The organism is Agrobacterium vitis (assembly GCF_013337045.2).
In the GTDB taxonomy this organism is placed as follows: Bacteria; Pseudomonadota; Alphaproteobacteria; order Rhizobiales; family Rhizobiaceae; genus Allorhizobium; species Allorhizobium vitis_B.
In genome coordinates, this window is record NZ_CP118260.1 from 513,468 (window position 1) to 530,264 (window position 16,797).

At 57.3% G+C, this 16,797-nt stretch carries 13 protein-coding genes; 7 read left to right on the forward strand and 6 right to left on the reverse strand.

Annotated elements, in window-relative coordinates:
• The first annotated feature begins 416 nt into the window (after positions 1-416).
• Positions 417-1,523, forward strand: a complete 1,107-nt coding sequence (locus G6L01_RS20165) for a PAS domain-containing protein (RefSeq protein WP_070165369.1) — start codon at positions 417-419, stop codon at positions 1,521-1,523.
• A gap of 14 nt (positions 1,524-1,537) precedes the next feature.
• Positions 1,538-1,951, forward strand: a complete 414-nt coding sequence (locus G6L01_RS20170) for a response regulator (protein WP_070165370.1) — start codon at positions 1,538-1,540, stop codon at positions 1,949-1,951.
• Between the two features lie 79 nt (positions 1,952-2,030).
• On the opposite strand, the gene G6L01_RS20175 is transcribed toward G6L01_RS20170, so the two are convergent.
• Entirely contained in the window at positions 2,031-2,195 is a 165-nt protein-coding gene (locus tag G6L01_RS20175; protein WP_174089297.1) for a hypothetical protein, read from the reverse strand.
• A gap of 270 nt (positions 2,196-2,465) precedes the next feature.
• Positions 2,466-3,473, reverse strand: coding sequence for a ribosome small subunit-dependent GTPase A (gene rsgA, locus G6L01_RS20180; RefSeq protein WP_234891873.1), 1,008 nt, complete (start codon positions 3,471-3,473; stop codon positions 2,466-2,468).
• Positions 3,474-3,921: 448 nt separating this feature from the next.
• Here rsgA and G6L01_RS20185 point away from each other — a divergent pair, with 448 nt between their 5' ends.
• Complete coding sequence (locus G6L01_RS20185; RefSeq protein ID WP_139190124.1) at positions 3,922-6,864, forward strand: PAS domain-containing protein; 2,943 nt, start codon at positions 3,922-3,924, stop codon at positions 6,862-6,864.
• An 83-nt stretch (positions 6,865-6,947) separates the two neighbouring features.
• Complete coding sequence (locus G6L01_RS20190) at positions 6,948-7,844, forward strand: NAD-dependent epimerase/dehydratase family protein (RefSeq protein WP_139190112.1); 897 nt, start codon at positions 6,948-6,950, stop codon at positions 7,842-7,844.
• 55 nt (positions 7,845-7,899) lie between these two features.
• On the opposite strand, the gene G6L01_RS20195 is transcribed toward G6L01_RS20190, so the two are convergent.
• The 4 genes from G6L01_RS20195 to G6L01_RS20210 form a co-directional block, all read right to left on the reverse strand.
• Positions 7,900-9,021, reverse strand: a complete 1,122-nt coding sequence (locus G6L01_RS20195; protein WP_070165372.1) for an NAD(P)/FAD-dependent oxidoreductase — start codon at positions 9,019-9,021, stop codon at positions 7,900-7,902.
• Between the two features lie 40 nt (positions 9,022-9,061).
• On the reverse strand, positions 9,062-10,066 hold the full coding sequence (locus tag G6L01_RS20200) for a Gfo/Idh/MocA family protein (RefSeq protein WP_070165373.1): 1,005 nt from the start codon (positions 10,064-10,066) through the stop codon (positions 9,062-9,064).
• 26 nt (positions 10,067-10,092) lie between these two features.
• Entirely contained in the window at positions 10,093-11,616 is a 1,524-nt protein-coding gene (locus G6L01_RS20205) for an amino acid ABC transporter permease/ATP-binding protein (RefSeq protein WP_070165374.1), read from the reverse strand.
• A gap of 79 nt (positions 11,617-11,695) precedes the next feature.
• Positions 11,696-12,448, reverse strand: a complete 753-nt coding sequence (locus G6L01_RS20210) for an ABC transporter substrate-binding protein (RefSeq protein ID WP_234890991.1) — start codon at positions 12,446-12,448, stop codon at positions 11,696-11,698.
• 316 nt (positions 12,449-12,764) lie between these two features.
• Between G6L01_RS20210 and G6L01_RS20215 the strand changes: the two genes are divergently transcribed.
• From G6L01_RS20215 to G6L01_RS20225, 3 genes are all read left to right on the forward strand, one after another.
• Entirely contained in the window at positions 12,765-13,835 is a 1,071-nt protein-coding gene (locus tag G6L01_RS20215; RefSeq protein WP_070165376.1) for a LacI family DNA-binding transcriptional regulator, read from the forward strand.
• Positions 13,836-14,120: 285 nt separating this feature from the next.
• Positions 14,121-16,082 carry a methyl-accepting chemotaxis protein gene (locus G6L01_RS20220; RefSeq protein ID WP_070165377.1) on the forward strand — a complete coding sequence of 654 codons (1,962 nt, stop codon included), beginning with the start codon at positions 14,121-14,123 and terminating at the stop codon, positions 16,080-16,082.
• Positions 16,082-16,555 carry a chemotaxis protein CheW gene (locus G6L01_RS20225; RefSeq protein ID WP_070165378.1) on the forward strand — a complete coding sequence of 158 codons (474 nt, stop codon included), beginning with the start codon at positions 16,082-16,084 and terminating at the stop codon, positions 16,553-16,555. The genes G6L01_RS20220 and G6L01_RS20225 overlap by 1 nt, the downstream gene beginning before the upstream one ends.
• Positions 16,556-16,797: the final 242 nt, after the last annotated feature.

The window sequence follows — 16,797 nt, forward strand, 5'->3', positions numbered from 1 at the left end:
TCTTCGACGCACTGTTTGTCGCGAAATTCTTGTCCATGCCGTCCGAGGGGCCCATCCTGGTGGCGCCATCCGCGGGGACAAAGCAGGACGTGAATATGCGGAGAGGGTAAACTTTCCATGACGCTTGCCCGTTGCCCTGGCGATTCATTGCTTGTCGGGACTTTATCTGGGCATATTTCCCAGCATTTGCAAGATTGGAAATGCAGGTCCTATTGTGATGCTTTGCGCTGCATCATGACGGAAATTTTATTTTTAGCCGGTGGAACATATAGGATTTCTTGTCGTTTCGCGTTCCTGGAGTTTGTAAGGGAAAAGTGGAATCCGGTTTCCCCGAAAAGACAAGCGAATACAAAAGAAGTTAGAGACTGTCAGGTTCAATCTGAGCCTCACAGTCTCTAACGATAACAGGAAGTTTTATGACGGACAGCTCAGCTAGACGCGGTGCCGAAGCAGCCGGGCGCAGACTTCTGGCAGAGCATGCATCGGAAGATCCATTTGCTGCCGCCTTCAAGGCGACCCGGATGCCGATGATCATCACCGATCCCAGGCAGGACGATAATCCGATCATTTTTGCCAACAATGCTTTTTGCGAGCTGACGGGCTATGGGTCCGATGATCTGGTCGGCAGAAATTGCCGCTTCCTGCAAGGCCCTGAGAGCGACCCGAAAGCTGTGTCGCAGATCCGCAAGGCGATCGAGGCCGAGCGGGACGTCTCGGTCAATATTCTGAATTACCGTAAGGACGGCACGACGTTCTGGAACGCATTGTTCATCAGCCCGGTACGCGATAGCCAGGGAGAGGTGATCTATTTCTTTGCCTCGCAACTCGATTTTACCGATGTCAAAAGCAAGGAAGTGCAACTAGCCTCGGCAAAATCGCAGGCAGAAGCAGCCGTTGCCCAGCGCACGCAGGATCTTGTCGATGCGCTGGAAGCGAAAACCACGCTCGTCCATGAGGTCGATCATCGCGTCAAGAACAATCTCCTGACGATTGCCTCGATCGTCAAGTTGCAGGCGAGGATGACCAGGGACGATACGGTGCGCCATACCCTGCGCTCGGTGCTTAACCGTGTCGAAGCGCTGAGCACCGTACAGCGAAAGCTGTTTACCTCCAGCGATGTCGGGCGTTTTGATGTTGCGGATTTTGCCCGCGAACTGGTGATTGACATTGTCAACGCACTGAAGCGGGACGACATCCATATTACCATGGATCTTTCTCCGGTGTTCGTTCCTGCCGTGAAAGCGTCGCCGCTAGCGTTGATCGTCAATGAGCTGATCGGCGACGCGGTTCGTCGTGGCTTGAGCGATGGCGGCGGCGAGATCCACCTGACCGTCAACCGGCCAAACGGCCATTTCGTTATTGAAGTGCGCGATACCGCTGACCCGGTGCCGGTCAATAGCGAGGATGACGATTTCGGTCGCCTGATGCTGGAAACCTGTATCCGGCAGGTCGATGCCAAAATTGAACGGAAGACTGAGGGCCGCCAGACCATCGTGCGGGTCACCCTGATGGTTGATAGCTGATCTGGAGCATAAAATTGGAAATCATGATCGTCGAAGACGAGGCCCTGCTTGCGCTCGAACTTGAGGCGGAAGTGGAGGCAGCTGGCCACACTGTCGTGGGACAGGCGATGAGCCGTGCCGAGGCCATTGAAATCATCGACCGGGAAAAGCCGGAATTCGCCTTTGTCGACGTTCATCTTCTCGATGGACCGACCGGGATCGAGGTTGGGCGGCATCTGACTGAGCGCGGTATTCCCTATGTTTTCGTCACGGGCAATCTTAGGCGGATACCGTCGGATTTTGTCGGTGCGGTGGGCGCTATTGAAAAGCCCTATACCATGAATGGCTTGCAGAATGCCCTTGACTATATCGGCAAGCGGCTGCGGGGCGAGGCTAATGTGCAGGCCCCGCCGAGCCTGGTGATGGCGCCAGAAACCCAGCACGGGTGATGGCATCGACCTCAAATCTGCGTTGCGGGTTTGAGGTCGCCAGACCAAATGCCAATGTCATTGTGACACGTGGCTCGTATCAGACGCTGACGCGACGGCCTTCCTTGTCGGCATTCTTGCGGTCGGCGCCGTGTTTTTCGATGATGGTGCGGGCATCCTCGACCGATATCCGGTGTTTCTTGGCAAAGGAAATGGGCTCGTAAGGTTGTTGCGCGCTCGTATCGTTGGTTTTCTTCTCAGCCATGATGGGTCCGATCTTGCTTGCTCCGGCGCAGCGCCAGAGTGTGGGTTGAAATCTGTGACATTCTGAAGAGGGAGAATGTGGGCGTCTGGACCGAGAGACCGGCAGTGGAGCGGTCATGGTCGGTATTTTGCCCGGATGGTTTTTATATGGCGATGAATGGCGCGAATTTCAATGCGTATACCAAGGGTCATCGAAAATGGCAGTTGGTATTAGATGCGTCTAAGCGGGCCAATAGACCATTTCCGCCTGTCGCGGACATGCGGAAATGGCTTATTTTCCTTTGCGCGGGATTTTATTGCCACGTGGCCCGGTTGTCACCGGCGTCCTCTTGCGGCTCTCTGTCAGCAGGATACGCCAGCGCTCCAGGCGTTCCGGTGCCAGTTCGCCCTTGGCAATGGCCGCCTGCACGGCGCAGCCGGGTTCATGGGCATGGGTGCAGTCGCGAAACCGGCATTGCGGCGCAAGATCGGTAATTTCGCTGAACAAGGTATCGAGCCCATCCGTTACATCGCTGACGTAGAGCGTGCGAATTCCCGGCGTGTCGATGACCCAGCCGCCACCGCTGATGGCATGCAGGGATCGTGCCGTTGTCGTGTGACGTCCCTTGGCATCATGCTCGCGGATGCCGCCAGTTTTCTGGGGAAGGCTATTTTCCAAACCAGCCAAAGTGTTGACCAGGGTTGATTTCCCGACCCCTGACGAGCCGACAAGGGCAACTGTCTGGCCGATGCCGCACCAGGGGGCAAGCGCTGCTGCGGCATCCGGAGCGCGGGCATTGACCGTGATCACGGGCAGGTCGCGTTGCAGGCCTGCTGCCTCATCGACGAATCTTTGAGCATCGTCAATCGTATCGCCCTTGGTCAGAACCAGCACCGGATTGGCGCCGGACTGGTTGGCCATGACAAGATAGCGTTCCAGCCGGGCCGGATTGAAATCGGCATTGCAGGAGGTGACGATAAACAGCGTATCGACATTGGCAGCAGCAAGCTGTTGGCCGTTTCGACCCTCCGTGCGCCGCTGCAAGACGGTCTTGCGCTCCAGCCTGCGGACGAATTCCCCCGTTGCAGGATTGGCAAGCACCCAGTCTCCTACCGCGAAATCGGCGGTATTGCTGTGGTGAGGCAGTCCGAGATCACCGTGTCCGCGAGCATGGATCGCCTCGATACGGGCTCGGTGAACGGAGGCAATACGCCAGGGCGTCAGGGCCGTTTCATCTGGGCCGATCTGGTCTGCAAAAAACTCCGACCAGCCGAGCGTTGCCAGCAAAGGGGCGGTCAAAATGCGATACCGCAGCGGGCTGGAGCGATCATCTTGCTTGCTTTCTATCAACGAGTGCCGGGCTATCAACGCTGTCTGACGACTACATAAGGCGATGTCGGACGCGGGGGAAGGGAAAATAAATCCAGGAGAATGCTCACGCGAAAAATCCACGAAACAGGATCGGATTCTACGATAATATCCGATGTTTGAAAGCGCAATTTCCACCTCCTTTACGACAGGTGAGGAAAGCCTGAGCAGACCGGACGACATTGATTGACAGAGGTAGTTTAGCATGTCACGAAATCCTATGATCAGTCGCCCCCTGCGTAACGTTTCGCTCACCCCCGAACTCGAGGGTTTCATTCATGCCAGTCTTGCGTCCGGCGACTATGCCAACGCAAACGACATGGTATGCGCAGCCCTTGACGGGCTGCGCAACGCGGTCTCGCCCATAGGCGTGCAAGATATGGGTATGCAAGACGTGGAATGGCCAAAAGGTGGCGGTGATTGTGGCGATCTTATCCGGGGCCGTGATTGGCGCAATTCCAGCCTCGGGCCGGTGTGTTCGTGGTCGGGAGAATTGCGGGGGACGGTCGCCAATGTGGTCAATTCACCGGTTGCGACCGTATTGATGTGGGGAAAAGACCACATCATGATTTATAACGATGCCTATCGTGACATTGCCGCGGATCGGCACCCGATGGCGCTCGGCATGTCTGTTGCCACCGCCTTCCCGGAAGTGTGGGATTGGAACCGTCCTATCCTGGACGCTGGTTTCAGGGGTGAAACGGTGGTGCATCGGGATCAGCCGATCATTCTGAACCGCCCGGCAGGACCGGAAAAGCTGTTTCTCGATCTTTTCTATACGCCGGTTTACGATGCCGACGCCAAGGTCGGTGGCGTGATGTGTACGATTGTCGATAACAGCGCCCGTCTGTCGGTGGAGAGGCGGCTGGCCGAGCGCGAGACGGAGTTGAGGCGGGTTACGGATGCCGTGCCCATGCTGATTTCCTATGTTGATCGGGATCACATCTATCGTTTCGTCAATGCCACCTATCAAGACTGGTTCGGTATTGCGCCTGAGCGAGTGGTTGGGCGGCATGTGCGCGAACTGCTTGGCGATTTGTCCTATACCAACCGCCGGTCTTCCATTGAGCGTGGCCTTGCGGGTGAAAGCTTCACCTCGCAAGCTACCATTCTGCGCAACGGGGCAGAGCATCGGCTGGAAATCCGCTATATCCCGCATGTCGAGGCGGATGGTTCTATCCCGGGGGTTCATATCCTGTGCATCGATATGCAGGACCATGCACGGCGCGAAGCGGCCCTGATCATCAGCAATCGCCGGTTCCGCACCGCCATGGATGCGGTTCACGGGGTGTTGTGGACCAATGGCCGCGATGGCAGGATGGAGGGAGAGCAGGCCGGCTGGTCGGCGCTGACCGGCCAGTCCATGGACGAATACCAGGGCTATGGCTGGTCCGATGCCGTTCATCCGGATGATGTTACCGACACCATCGGTGCCTGGCGGGCCGCGGTCGACAGTAAAAGCATGTTTATCCATGAGCACCGTGTCCGGCGGGCCGATGGCGTCTGGCGCCAGTTTGCTATCCGGGCGCTGCCGCTGCTGGACAATGCAGGTGAAATCATCGAATGGGTTGGTGTTCATACCGATATCACCCACCAGCGGGCTGCTGAAGCGACCTTGCGTCAGCAGGCAGAGACCCTGGCGCGGCAGGTGCGCTACCGCGAGTTGGCGGAAGAGCAATTGCGCAATCTGAATGAGACGCTGGAAGCCCGCGTCGTTGCGGAAATCGGCGAAAGGCGTCAGGCCGAAGCCAAGCTGGCGCAGGCGCAGAAAATGGAAACGGTCGGCAAGCTGACTGGCGGCGTCGCCCATGATTTCAACAACCTGTTGCAGGTGATTTCCGGTAATCTTCAGCTATTGTCGAAAGATGTGGCGGGCAATGAGCGCGCTGAAGTCAGGGTTGCCAATGCGATGGCGGGTGTGTCGCGCGGCTCAAAGCTTGCCAGCCAATTGCTGGCCTTTGGCCGGCGTCAGGCACTGGAGCCGAAGGTGGTCAATATCAGCCGGTTCATCCAGGCGATGGATGACATGCTGCGGCGTGCCGTTGGTGAGGCGATCAAGCTCGAAACGGTGTTTCCAGGAGAGCTGTGGAATACATTCATCGATCCGTCACAGATTGAAAACGCCCTTCTCAATCTGGCCATCAATGCCCGCGATGCCATGGACAGGGTCGGCATGTTGACCATCGAGCTTGCCAATGCCCATCTGGATGATGACTACGCAAGGGACCATGATGAGGTCGCCGCCGGTCAATATGTTATGCTGGCCGTCAGCGATACCGGGTGTGGGATCGCACCTGACCTTATCGAAAAGGTGTTCGAGCCGTTTTTCTCCACCAAGGCGGAAGGCAAGGGCTCCGGCCTCGGCCTGTCCATGGTCTATGGCTTTGTCAAACAGTCGGGCGGTCATGTGAAAATCTATTCGGAGGTCGGGCAAGGTACGACGATCCGGCTTTATCTGCCACGCGCCATGCAGGCTGAAGACGTGGAAATCGCCGTTGATACCGGGCCGATTACCGGCGGCAGCGAGACGGTGCTGGTGGTGGAGGACGACGAGGCTGTTCGAGAAACGGTCGTGGCGCTTCTGGCCGATCTCGGTTATCGTGTGTTGAAGGCTGTCGATGCCTCCAGCGCCTTGAGCGTGATTGAAAGCGGCATCCCCATCGATATCCTGTTTACCGATGTCATCATGCCGGGTACCCTAAAAAGTCCGGAACTGGCCCGCAAAGCCCGCGAGCGCCTGCCCAATATCGCCGTGCTGTTCACATCAGGCTATACCGAGAATTCCATCGTGCATGGCGGCAAGCTGGATGCGGGCGTTGAGCTGTTGTCCAAGCCCTATACGAAAGAGGCGTTGGCGCGAAAATTCCGGCACGTTCTGGCCAATCAACGTCAACGGTTGACGGGCAGGGTAGCTGATCCGAAACCGGCTGTGGCAGTGGCCCAACCAGATATAGCCGGGCCGCTGACCGTTCTTCTGGTCGAGGATGACGCGCTGATCCGGATGGATACGGCGGAAATTCTTCAGGATGCCGGTTTCGTGGTGATCGATGTCGGCAGCGCAGAACAGGCGATGGCCGCGCTCGAAACCCTGGCAATCGACGTGCTGGTGACGGATGTCAACCTTCCGGGCATGTCGGGTCGGGATCTTGCTGCAAGAACAAGGCAGATCCGGCCGGCGGCAGGCATTGTCTTTGCCACGGGCGATGCGTCTTGCGTGCGCGACGAAGCGGACGCGCGTGTGCTCACCAAGCCCTATGGGGCCGAGCAACTGGTCTCCACGGTTCGTCTGGCCTGCATTGCCGCGCCCGCGCCGAGCGCATAAACATGTGCGCCAAAAACGCCGGGAGATCGTTGTCCTGACACATCTGTGTGGGACACATCCGCGTCCGAAAATAAGGGAGAGAGATTATGAACAAGCGTATCGTCTTTACGGGCGGCACCGGCAAGGCTGGACGCCATGCCGTTGCGCATCTGCAAGCCAAGGGATATTCGATCCTCAACCTTGATCTGAAGCCGCTCGACTGCCCTGGCGTCAATACGCTGATCACCGATATCACTGATAGTGGCCAGGTGTTCAACGCGCTGACGACGCATTTCGGTTTTGATGGATACGATCACGGCGCCCCGCCATCTGCGCCCGATGCCGTCGTGCATTTCGCCGCCATTCCCAGGGTGATGATCGAGCCTGATAATTGCACCTTTTCGGCCAATGTCGTCGGCACCTATAATGTCATCGAGGCGGCCATGAAGCTTGGCGTGCGCAAGGTGATCATCGCCTCGAGTGAGACCACCTATGGCGTCTGTTTTGCCGAAGGCGACAAGGATTTCCATAGTTTTCCGCTTGAAGAAGACTATGACAGCGACCCGATGGACAGCTACGGCCTGTCCAAGGTGGTCAATGAAAAGACCGCCCGGGCTTTTGCCATGCGTTACAGTGCCGATATCTATGCGCTTCGGATTGGCAATGTGATCGAGCCGCATGACTACGCCAATTTCCCTGGCTATCTCGACAACCCGATGTCGCGCAAGCGCAATGCCTGGAGCTATATCGACGCCCGCGATCTCGGTGAAATCGTCCATTTGTGCATCGAAAAAGACGGCCTCGGCTTCCAGGTGTTCAATGCCGTCAACGACACGATCACCGCCGATCTGCCGACAGGTGAATTTCTTGCCAAATACTGCCCTGACACGCCGGTTCTACGGGAGATGGGGGAGAATGAAGCGCCAATTTCCAACCGGAAGGCTCGCGAGGTGCTTGGCTTCAAGGAAGAACATCCGTGGCGTAAATATGTGACGCGCTGATACTCTCAGCCAAAGGCATCCGCCGCCGGTTTGGACCGGCGGCGTGACGTTCGGGTCAGGCGAAGCGCTCAGGCCTGAACGTGGCCAGCATCGGATGGCGTTCACCACTGGCGATTTCATAGGCGAGAAGTTCGCCGACAATCAGGCCCAGCGTTGCACCGCTATGGCTGAAGGCAACAAAATAGCCGGGGATGGCTTTGAGTTCGCCCAGAACCGGTTCACCGTCGCCGGGAATGGGTTTGCGGCCAACGCCATAGCTCGCAAGTTCCAGCTTCGGATTGCCTTCCAGCACTTTGGAGGCTTCCGCCAGCAGGCCATCCAGGGTTTCCTGCTTCACCTGATAGCTGCCATCCGCCGAAGTGCCGACTTCTTCCTCAGACCATGCCGAATCCAATGCAAAGCTGTTGTCTGGGCCGGGGCGGATCGCGATGCGGGGAGTGTTCAGCACGGCTTTCAGGGCCAGATCGACGGGCTTGGTGGTGACCAACAGCGAGATGGGCGTGCCGTCGTCAATTTTCTGGCCCGCATCGGCGGCCATTTTGGGAACGGAGGGTCCGGTTGCGACCAGGACTGCATCGGCAGGGAAAACCGTACCATTGGCTGTACGGGCCCCAACGGCGCGACCGTTTTCAATCATCACGCTGGCCGCTCCGGCATCGGTCACCAGCGTGCCGCCGCGCTCCCTAAATTCCTCGATGAGAATTTTGATCAGGGCTGGCAAATCCACCCAACCCTCGGCTGCGTTGAAAATAGCCCCCTGTGGCGTGACAGCGCCCGCATCGACGCCTGGCGTCACAGCCTTGACCTCGTCTGCGGCCAGATGAAGGGCATCATAGGCCAGCTTGACCTCATGGTCATAGGCGGCATCAATCTCGTTGGTGGCGTCATCGGCATCCCAGGTCAGTCCACCCTTGAAGGACAGCCAATCAGCCCCCGGGAAGCGCTCCGCCAGTGTGCGGTAACGATCGATGCCTGCCATACGCAGGCGATGGTAAGCATCAGAGCGCATCCGCGATGAGTTAAGCCATGACAAGGACCGCCCGGACGCCCCATTGGCAACAGGTCCGTCATTGATCAGGGTGACATTGATGCCCTTGCGGACAAGCTGCACCGCCGTGGACGTTCCAAAAATGCCGCCGCCGATAATGACAGCGCTTGATATCTTGTTTTTCGACATGTTTTTCTCTCAGTCTTCAATCATGATGATGTGAATTGGTTCAGGGCTGTTCCCAGCCATTGCTCTTGGCGGAGCGGAAAAACGCATCGATGACCTTCATATTGGCCACCGCATCGCCCGGTCCTGATAACAAAACCTCGCCCGCCAGCACGGCACGGGCAAAGGCATCGCATTGCAGGCCATATTGATTGGCGGCGCTGATCTCGATCACCTCGTACCCGCCGCCCGTCAGGTCGCGGCCATCATCAATGGTGATGGTGGTGGGCGCATCCACTGGGGCGTTGAAGGGTATAGCAATCTCAATGCGGCCTTTGGTGCCGAGTAGCGTGACCTTCTGGCATAAGGACAACTGCGTGGCGCAAGTAAACGTCAGGTGGCGATTGGCGGAAAATTCCGCGAGACCACTCATCATCCTGTCCGTCTGGAATGTCTCATCCTGATCAAACAGGCCAATCACCCGCTCCGGCTCACCATCAAACACAAAACGGGCGGTGTTGATGGCATAGCAGCCAACATCGTAAAGCCCGCCGCCGCCAATATCTTTCTGGTTTCGCACATTGGCTGGGTCATCGAGATAATAGGAGAAGATGGTCTGGATGGCGCGCACCTCGCCAATCCGCCCGGCTTTCACCAAATCCCGCACCTTCAGCCATTGCGGATGATGGCGCACCATGAAGGCCTCTGCCACCAGCACACCGGATGTGCTGGAAGCTGAAGCAATCTGCTCTGCTTCCTCCGCTGTCAGCGCAATAGGCTTTTCGCACAGCACCGGCTTACCATGCCGGATGGCTTCCAGCGTCATCGGCATATGCAGGTGGTTGGGCAGCGGATTATAGATGGCATCGATATCGGGATCATCAAGCAATTCCTCATAGCTGCCATAGGCTTTGGCAATGCCAAGGTCTGCCGCCACACTCTGCGCTTTCGCTAGAGCGCGCGACGCAATTGCTGCGACAACCCCCGTTTCGCCCGCCTGAATGGCCGGGATAACGGCCTTGATGGCAATATTGGCGGCTCCCAGCACGCCCCATCTGAGCTTTTTCATAACTGTTTCTGCCTTTTATTTATCACTTACAAAACCTCCGCCAAAAAGTGCTTCAACCGCGCACTTTGGGGATGGTCAAAAATCGCTTCGGGTGAGCCGGCTTCCACCACCTTGCCCTCGTCCATGAAGATCACCTGATCGGCGACGCGGCGGGCAAAGCCCATTTCGTGGGTGACCACCACCATGGTCATGCCCCGTTCACCCAGATCGGCCATCAGGTTGAGCACGCCCTTGACCAGTTCGGGATCAAGCGCTGAGGTGACTTCATCAAACAGGATGACTTCCGGCTCCATGGCCAAGGCTCGGGCAATGGCCACGCGCTGCTGTTGGCCGCCAGACAAACCACCGGGACGATGATGTTTGCGGCTTTCCAGCCCGACATCGCGCAATCTCGCCAGCGCGATCCGCTCGGCCTCCTGCCGCGACATTCCTTTGATCTTGGTCAGCGACAGCATGACATTGTCGAGCGCCGAGTGATCGGGAAACAGGTTGAAATGCTGGAACACCATGCCGACTTTGCGGCGCAGTTTTTCGGGCTTCATAGCCAGAATACTGCTTCCATCCAGCAGGACATCGCCGCCTTTTGGTTCCACCAACCGGTTGAGGCAACGCAGCAGCGTCGATTTGCCAGAGCCGGATGGACCAATGATGCAGGTGACCGTGCCGGGTTTAACGGTAAGATTAACGCCCTTCAACACATCCAGCGTGCCATAGGCCATGGTCAGCCCACGCACATCCAGACTGCCGCCGGTAAAGGTGATTTCTTTCGTCGGCGCATTCGTGCCATCCACAGCCTTTGCCAACTCGCTCACCTCGGCAAGCCCACTCACGGTTTCGCTCGCGGGCTTTTTGCCAAGCCGCAGACGAGTATCGATGGTGTTGACCAGATGGGTCAGCGGCACGGTAATCACCAGATAGAACATGCCCGCCAGCAACAGCGGCGAGAGATTGCCTGTCACAACAGCCTGATCCTGCCCAACGCGGAAAATTTCGCGCTCGGATGCCAAGAGGCCGAGAAAATACACAAGGCTGGAATCCTTCACATTGCCGATGAACTGATTGACCAGCGCTGGCAACACGCGGCGCACGCCTTGCGGCACAATGATCAGCCGCATGCCCTGGCCATAGCTCATGCTCAGCGCCCGGCAGGCTTCCAATTGGCCGCGATCCACACTCTGAATGCCAGAGCGAAAGATTTCGCCGATATAGGCCCCGGCAATCAGGCTGAGCGCCAGAATACCGAGCGGATAAGGCGACGGGCCCCAGATTTCACGGGCGATGCGGGCAAAGCCCTGACCGATCAGCAAAATCGTCACAATCGCAGGCAGGCCGCGAAAGATGTCGGTATAAAGCCGTGCCGGAATGCGCAGCCACGGCGAGCGCGAAATACCCATAATGGCGAGGATCATGCCAATCACTACGCCAATCACGGTGGAGGCGAAGGCGAGGATAAGCGTATTCTTCAAGCCGACCGTAATCATGGCAGGCAAGACCTCGGCCATCGCGTCCCAGTCGAGAAAACTGCGACGCAGTGTTTCAAGCCATTCCATTCAAAAACCCTTCCCAGTTATGATCATGTGCCCGAAAGCCACCCGGTTGGCGCTCATGGCCAACCGGGTGAAGCCGCAATCAGGGCTTGGGAAGATAGTCGGCAGGCATCGGTGAGCCGGGGAACCATTTTTCGTAGAGCTTCTTCCAGGTGCCATCCTGCATGGCGGCGTGAAGGCCCTTGTTGAAGGCCTCGCGCAGCCCATCATTGCCCTTGCGGATCACGAAACCGGCAGGCGCATCGAAGCTTGGAATATTGACGGCAATTTTCAGCGCCTTGAAACGATCCGTATAGTCCTTGGCGGCCTCATAATCGAGGAAATGCGCATCAACCGTGCCATTGTTCAGGGCCGAGACGGCGGAGTTGTTGTCGGGGAATTTGACGAGATCGGTGTCCTTGAAATTCTTGGTCGCATAGATTTCCTGCAACGTGCCCTGCACCACGCCCAGGCGCTTGCCCTTCAGGCCGGCGGCATCGGTGATTTTCGCATCCGGCGTCAGCACTGAGAGATAACCGGCTAGATAGCCATCGGAGAAATCAACGGTTTTCTTTCGTGCGTCTGTCGTGCCAATGGCCGCCACAGCCACATCAAACCGGCCATTGGCAACAGACGGCATCAGGGCCGAAAATTCCTGACCGGTAAAGACAACCTGATCTTTCTTGAAGCCCATGCGCTCGGCAACATTGAGAAAGAGTTCAATGTCAAAGCCGGTAAACTGGCCATCGGAGGTGATGAATGTATAGGGCTTGGAATCGCCCATGGTGCCGACACTGATGACCTTCGGGTCTATCAACCCGTAGGGATTGTCGGCTGCAACGGCCTGCTGCGCCATCAATCCGGCACAGGCAAGAGCCGCCGCGATGACCGCGCCGCGCGCCTTCTGTGAAATTGCTCTGGTTATACTCATTGTCGTTGTTCTCCGCTCTGGTGATTGTTTTTCTTTCCCGTGCTGGCCTTGTGATGACGCGCGCGGTTTCCCATCCGAATGAATGGCGGCAACCATTCATTCGGCAAATGCTTGTCGCATGCCGTTTTCTTGTTATTGGATATGAGACCGGTCTCTACATTAAAGAGACCGGTCTCTTTCGGTTTGACAATTGTTATATTCGCATTGACCGTCCGTCAATATCCCTTATAGAGCTAATGTCATGGAACAACCCGCGAACAGGAAATCATCCGCCACCGTTGCCGATGTGGCCAGAGCCGCAGGCGTTTCCAAGGCCACGGCCGCGCGCGTGCTGGGCGGCTATGGCACCGTCAGCGATAAGGTGCGGACGCTGGTTCTGGAGGCTGCGGCCACATTGGACTACCGGCCCAATGAACTGGCCCGCAGCATGACAACGGGCCGATCCGGCACCATTGGTGTTGTGGTGGGGGATATTGAAAATCCATTTTTCAGCTCAGCCGTACGCGGCATTGCCGATGTCGCCCGCATGGCAGGCTATACTGTCATCCTCACCAATTCCGGCGAAGACGTTGCGGCGGAGAAGGCGGCGGTCAGGGCGTTGCTGGCAAAACGGGTCGATGGGCTGATTATCTCTGCTGCAAGCACACTGGACTTCGAGCACCTGCAGGAGATCCGGCAATCGGGATGTCCCCTCGTGCTGCTTGACCGCGCCCTTCCGGCCCTGGGTGTCGACACGGTGACGACGGATGACCGCGAGGCGGCCCAACAGGCCACGGAAATCCTCATTCGCAATGGTCATCGTGATATCGCCTATATCACCGCCTGCGATACGGCTGATCATCGGATGAAAAGTCTCGACGATCTTCATACCGCATCGGTCCGGCATCGTGTTGAAGGTTTTATCGCTGTGTGCAGTGCCGCAGGCCTACCTGCGCCTTTTGAGGCCGTGCGTCTCGGGGCAAATGGCCGGGAAAAATGCGAGGCGCTGGCGCTTGATCTGCTGCAATCGGCGCACCGGCCAAGTGCCATCATCGCCTCGGATAGCCTTATTGCTCTGGAGGTATTCAAAGTCGCCCGGCATCTCGGCCTGACGATCCCGCAGGATCTTTCGCTGATCGCCTTTCATGATGCCGACTGGACGGCTGTGACCTCTCCCCCGATCACCGTTATCCGCCAGCCGGTCTATCATATGGGAAAAACCGTGGCGGCCCATTTGATGGAAAGAATAAAAGGCGCCAGCCACCCGGCTCGGCATGTCATCCTGACGACGGAGCTTATCGAGCGCAGTTCCATTGCATCAAGGCTGGCTTGATTGTTTGACTTATATTTCTGAGATTCGCTCTTTTTGGATTTTTTTCGCCAATTTTCTGAAAAATCAGGGCGAAATGCATTTTATTCTCGGTTTTTTCTGCCTTTGAAAATTTCGGAATCCATGTATTTCCCGATCAACGCGTGAAAATAATGGAGTACACTATTTCAATAAAATCGATGTCTCAATTTTATACATAAATCATTAAGTATAGGCGCAACTGTGCAGGAACCAGATCGGTCATGGTGAATTATCGCGCCAGAAACGAAACAAAACTGGATTTCTGCGATGAAAAACCTGCCAATCATTGGTAAATTCTTAACTATAATGGCGCTGTTCGGTGTGTTTGCACTGGGCGTTGCGGGCTATGCTGGAACGCGCATTATGGATATCGACACATCCTATAGCGACCTCATCTCTCAGGATACTGCCGCTGCAACAGCGATATCGCGCGCCAACCGGGCCTTGCAGGGTGCACGCTCGGCAATCGCGGAACTGACGATCGCTCGCTCCGACAAAGAGAAAGCCGCGTCTCAGCAGGACCTTCAGTCGTCGCGGGCCGCTTTCGTAAAATTCATCGACATTGCCATTGCCGCGGTTCCCCAGCGCCGTGATGTCGCCGATGCCAAGACGGAAAGTCTGCGCATCATCGACAATACCTGTGCCAATACCATTGCTCTTGGCAATGCCAGTAATTCGCCAGAGGGCGTGGCGCTCGCGCAGGCCGCCTTTATCAATGAATGTCAGTCGGCGTTTCGCGTTATTACGCCAAAAAACGTGCAATTGGTGGATGATTTGAACAATTCCACCGATCAGAAAAGCGATGCATTATCCGTGAGCTCAAGCCATGCCGCTATGGTCACGGTGGTCAGCATCGTAGCCGGTCTGGCAATCGTCCTGACCATCGGCTTCTTTGCAATTCGCTCCTGGCTTGTCCTGCCGATCCGCAAGGTCGCGGCGACGATGGAAACTCTGGCCGATGGCGATCTCTCTGTGGATGTTGCGGGAACCGAACGTCGTGACGAAGTCGGCGGAATGGCCAAGGCCGTGCAAGTGTTCAAGGACAACGGCCTGCGTGCCCGGGAACTGGAACGGGAAGCAGAAAGCGTGCGCAATTCCAGCGAGGCGGAACGGGCTCGTGTTGCAGAAATGGACCGCAAGCGCGCGGAAGAAATGGCAGAGGCGACGTCTGGTCTCGCCGATGGCTTGAAGCGTCTGTCGAATGGCGATCTCGGCTTCCGTTTGAGCCAGCCGTTCGCCACCGAGTTCGAAGCGCTTCGCAATGACTTCAATGCCGCCGTTGCGCAATTGTCCGATACGCTGGGCGCTGTCGCCAATGCGACCAGCTCTATCGACAGCGGTTCGCGGGAAATCAGCCAGGCTGCCGAAGATCTGTCGAAGCGCACCGAACAGCAGGCCGCATCGCTGGAAGAAACCGCCGCCGCCCTCGACCAGATCACCACCAATGTCGCCAACTCGTCCAAGCGCGCCGAAGAAGCCCGGCATGTAGCGATCGAGGCCAACCAGTCGGCCCGCGAATCCGGCATTGTCGTCTCCAATGCTGTCGATGCCATGCAGCGGATCGAGCAATCGTCCAACCAGATCTCCAATATCATTGGCGTCATCGACGAAATTGCTTTCCAAACCAACCTTCTCGCTTTGAATGCTGGCGTGGAAGCGGCGCGTGCCGGCGAAGCGGGCAAAGGCTTTGCGGTCGTTGCCCAGGAAGTGCGTGAATTGGCGCAGCGCTCTGCCGGTGCTGCCAAGGAAATCAAGGAGTTGATCCGCAATTCCGCTGGCGAAGTCAGCAATGGCGTGACACTGGTGCGGGCAACCGGCGAGGCGCTCAAGGCCATCGAAGCGCATGTCGTTACCATCAATAGCCAGCTCGACGCCATTGCCCTGTCGTCACGCGAACAATCGGTCGGCCTTGCCGAAGTCAACACCGCGGTCAACCAGATGGACCAGGTGACCCAGCAGAATGCCGCCATGGTCGAGCAATCGACGGCAGCCAGCTCTTCGCTGGCATCGGAAGCGGGCCGGTTGCGTCAATTGATTTCGCAGTTCCATCTCGAAGGCACCCAGACCATGCCGGCCTCTTCGGCTGCTGGCTGGACATCGAAAAAGCCAGCTGCTGCGCATGAACAGCACCGCCCGGTTGCGTCTCCGGCCCGGCGGATGGTGGGGCAGGTGGCCCGCGCCATGGGTCTCCAGACGGCGGCCAAGGCCGATAACTGGGAGGAGTTTTGATGCTGATGGCCTCGACCAGCCAGGCGGATGCGCTGGAAATCCTGGCCTTCAGGCTGCATGGACAGGAATTCTGCGTCAAGACCACGTCCATCCGCGAAATTCGCGGCTGGGCACCGGCCACATCCTTGCCGCATGCCCCTGCTGAGGTTGTCGGGGTGATCAACCTGCGCGGCACGGTCATTCCCATCGTCGATCTCGCGGTTAAATTGGGAATGCAGGGCATGGTGGCCAATGAGCGCAGCGCCATCATCGTTGCGGAAGTGGACAGCGCGGTCGTCGGCCTGCTTGTCGATGCGGTGTCCGACATATTGACGGTTCCCGCTGACAGCCTACAACCCGTGCCGCAAGCCACCAGCACCGGCACGGATTTTTCCGATGGCATCATTGTCCAGGGGGCGAGCATGATCTGTTTTCTCAATCTCGAACGGATGTTTGCCCACAGCAATTGCAGCGATTGGGGGATTGCGGCCTGATCGCCTGAAATTTGCAGCAAGTTCAAAGCCCGGAAGTTTCTTCCGGGCTTTGGCGTTTTCACCCCCTTGTCGCCTTCGCAACATTTGGAATGCGGTTCTCGATAACCCGGTGTTTTCAAAGATGTGATTGGCTTGTCTTTATCCTGTAGGACAGTTTGATGAGCGAGTGCTATGAAGCCGGGCCTGTTCTTCTGTGGGGAAGGCAGGATTGCTCCCGGATGGGCTATCCCCTCCGGACAATC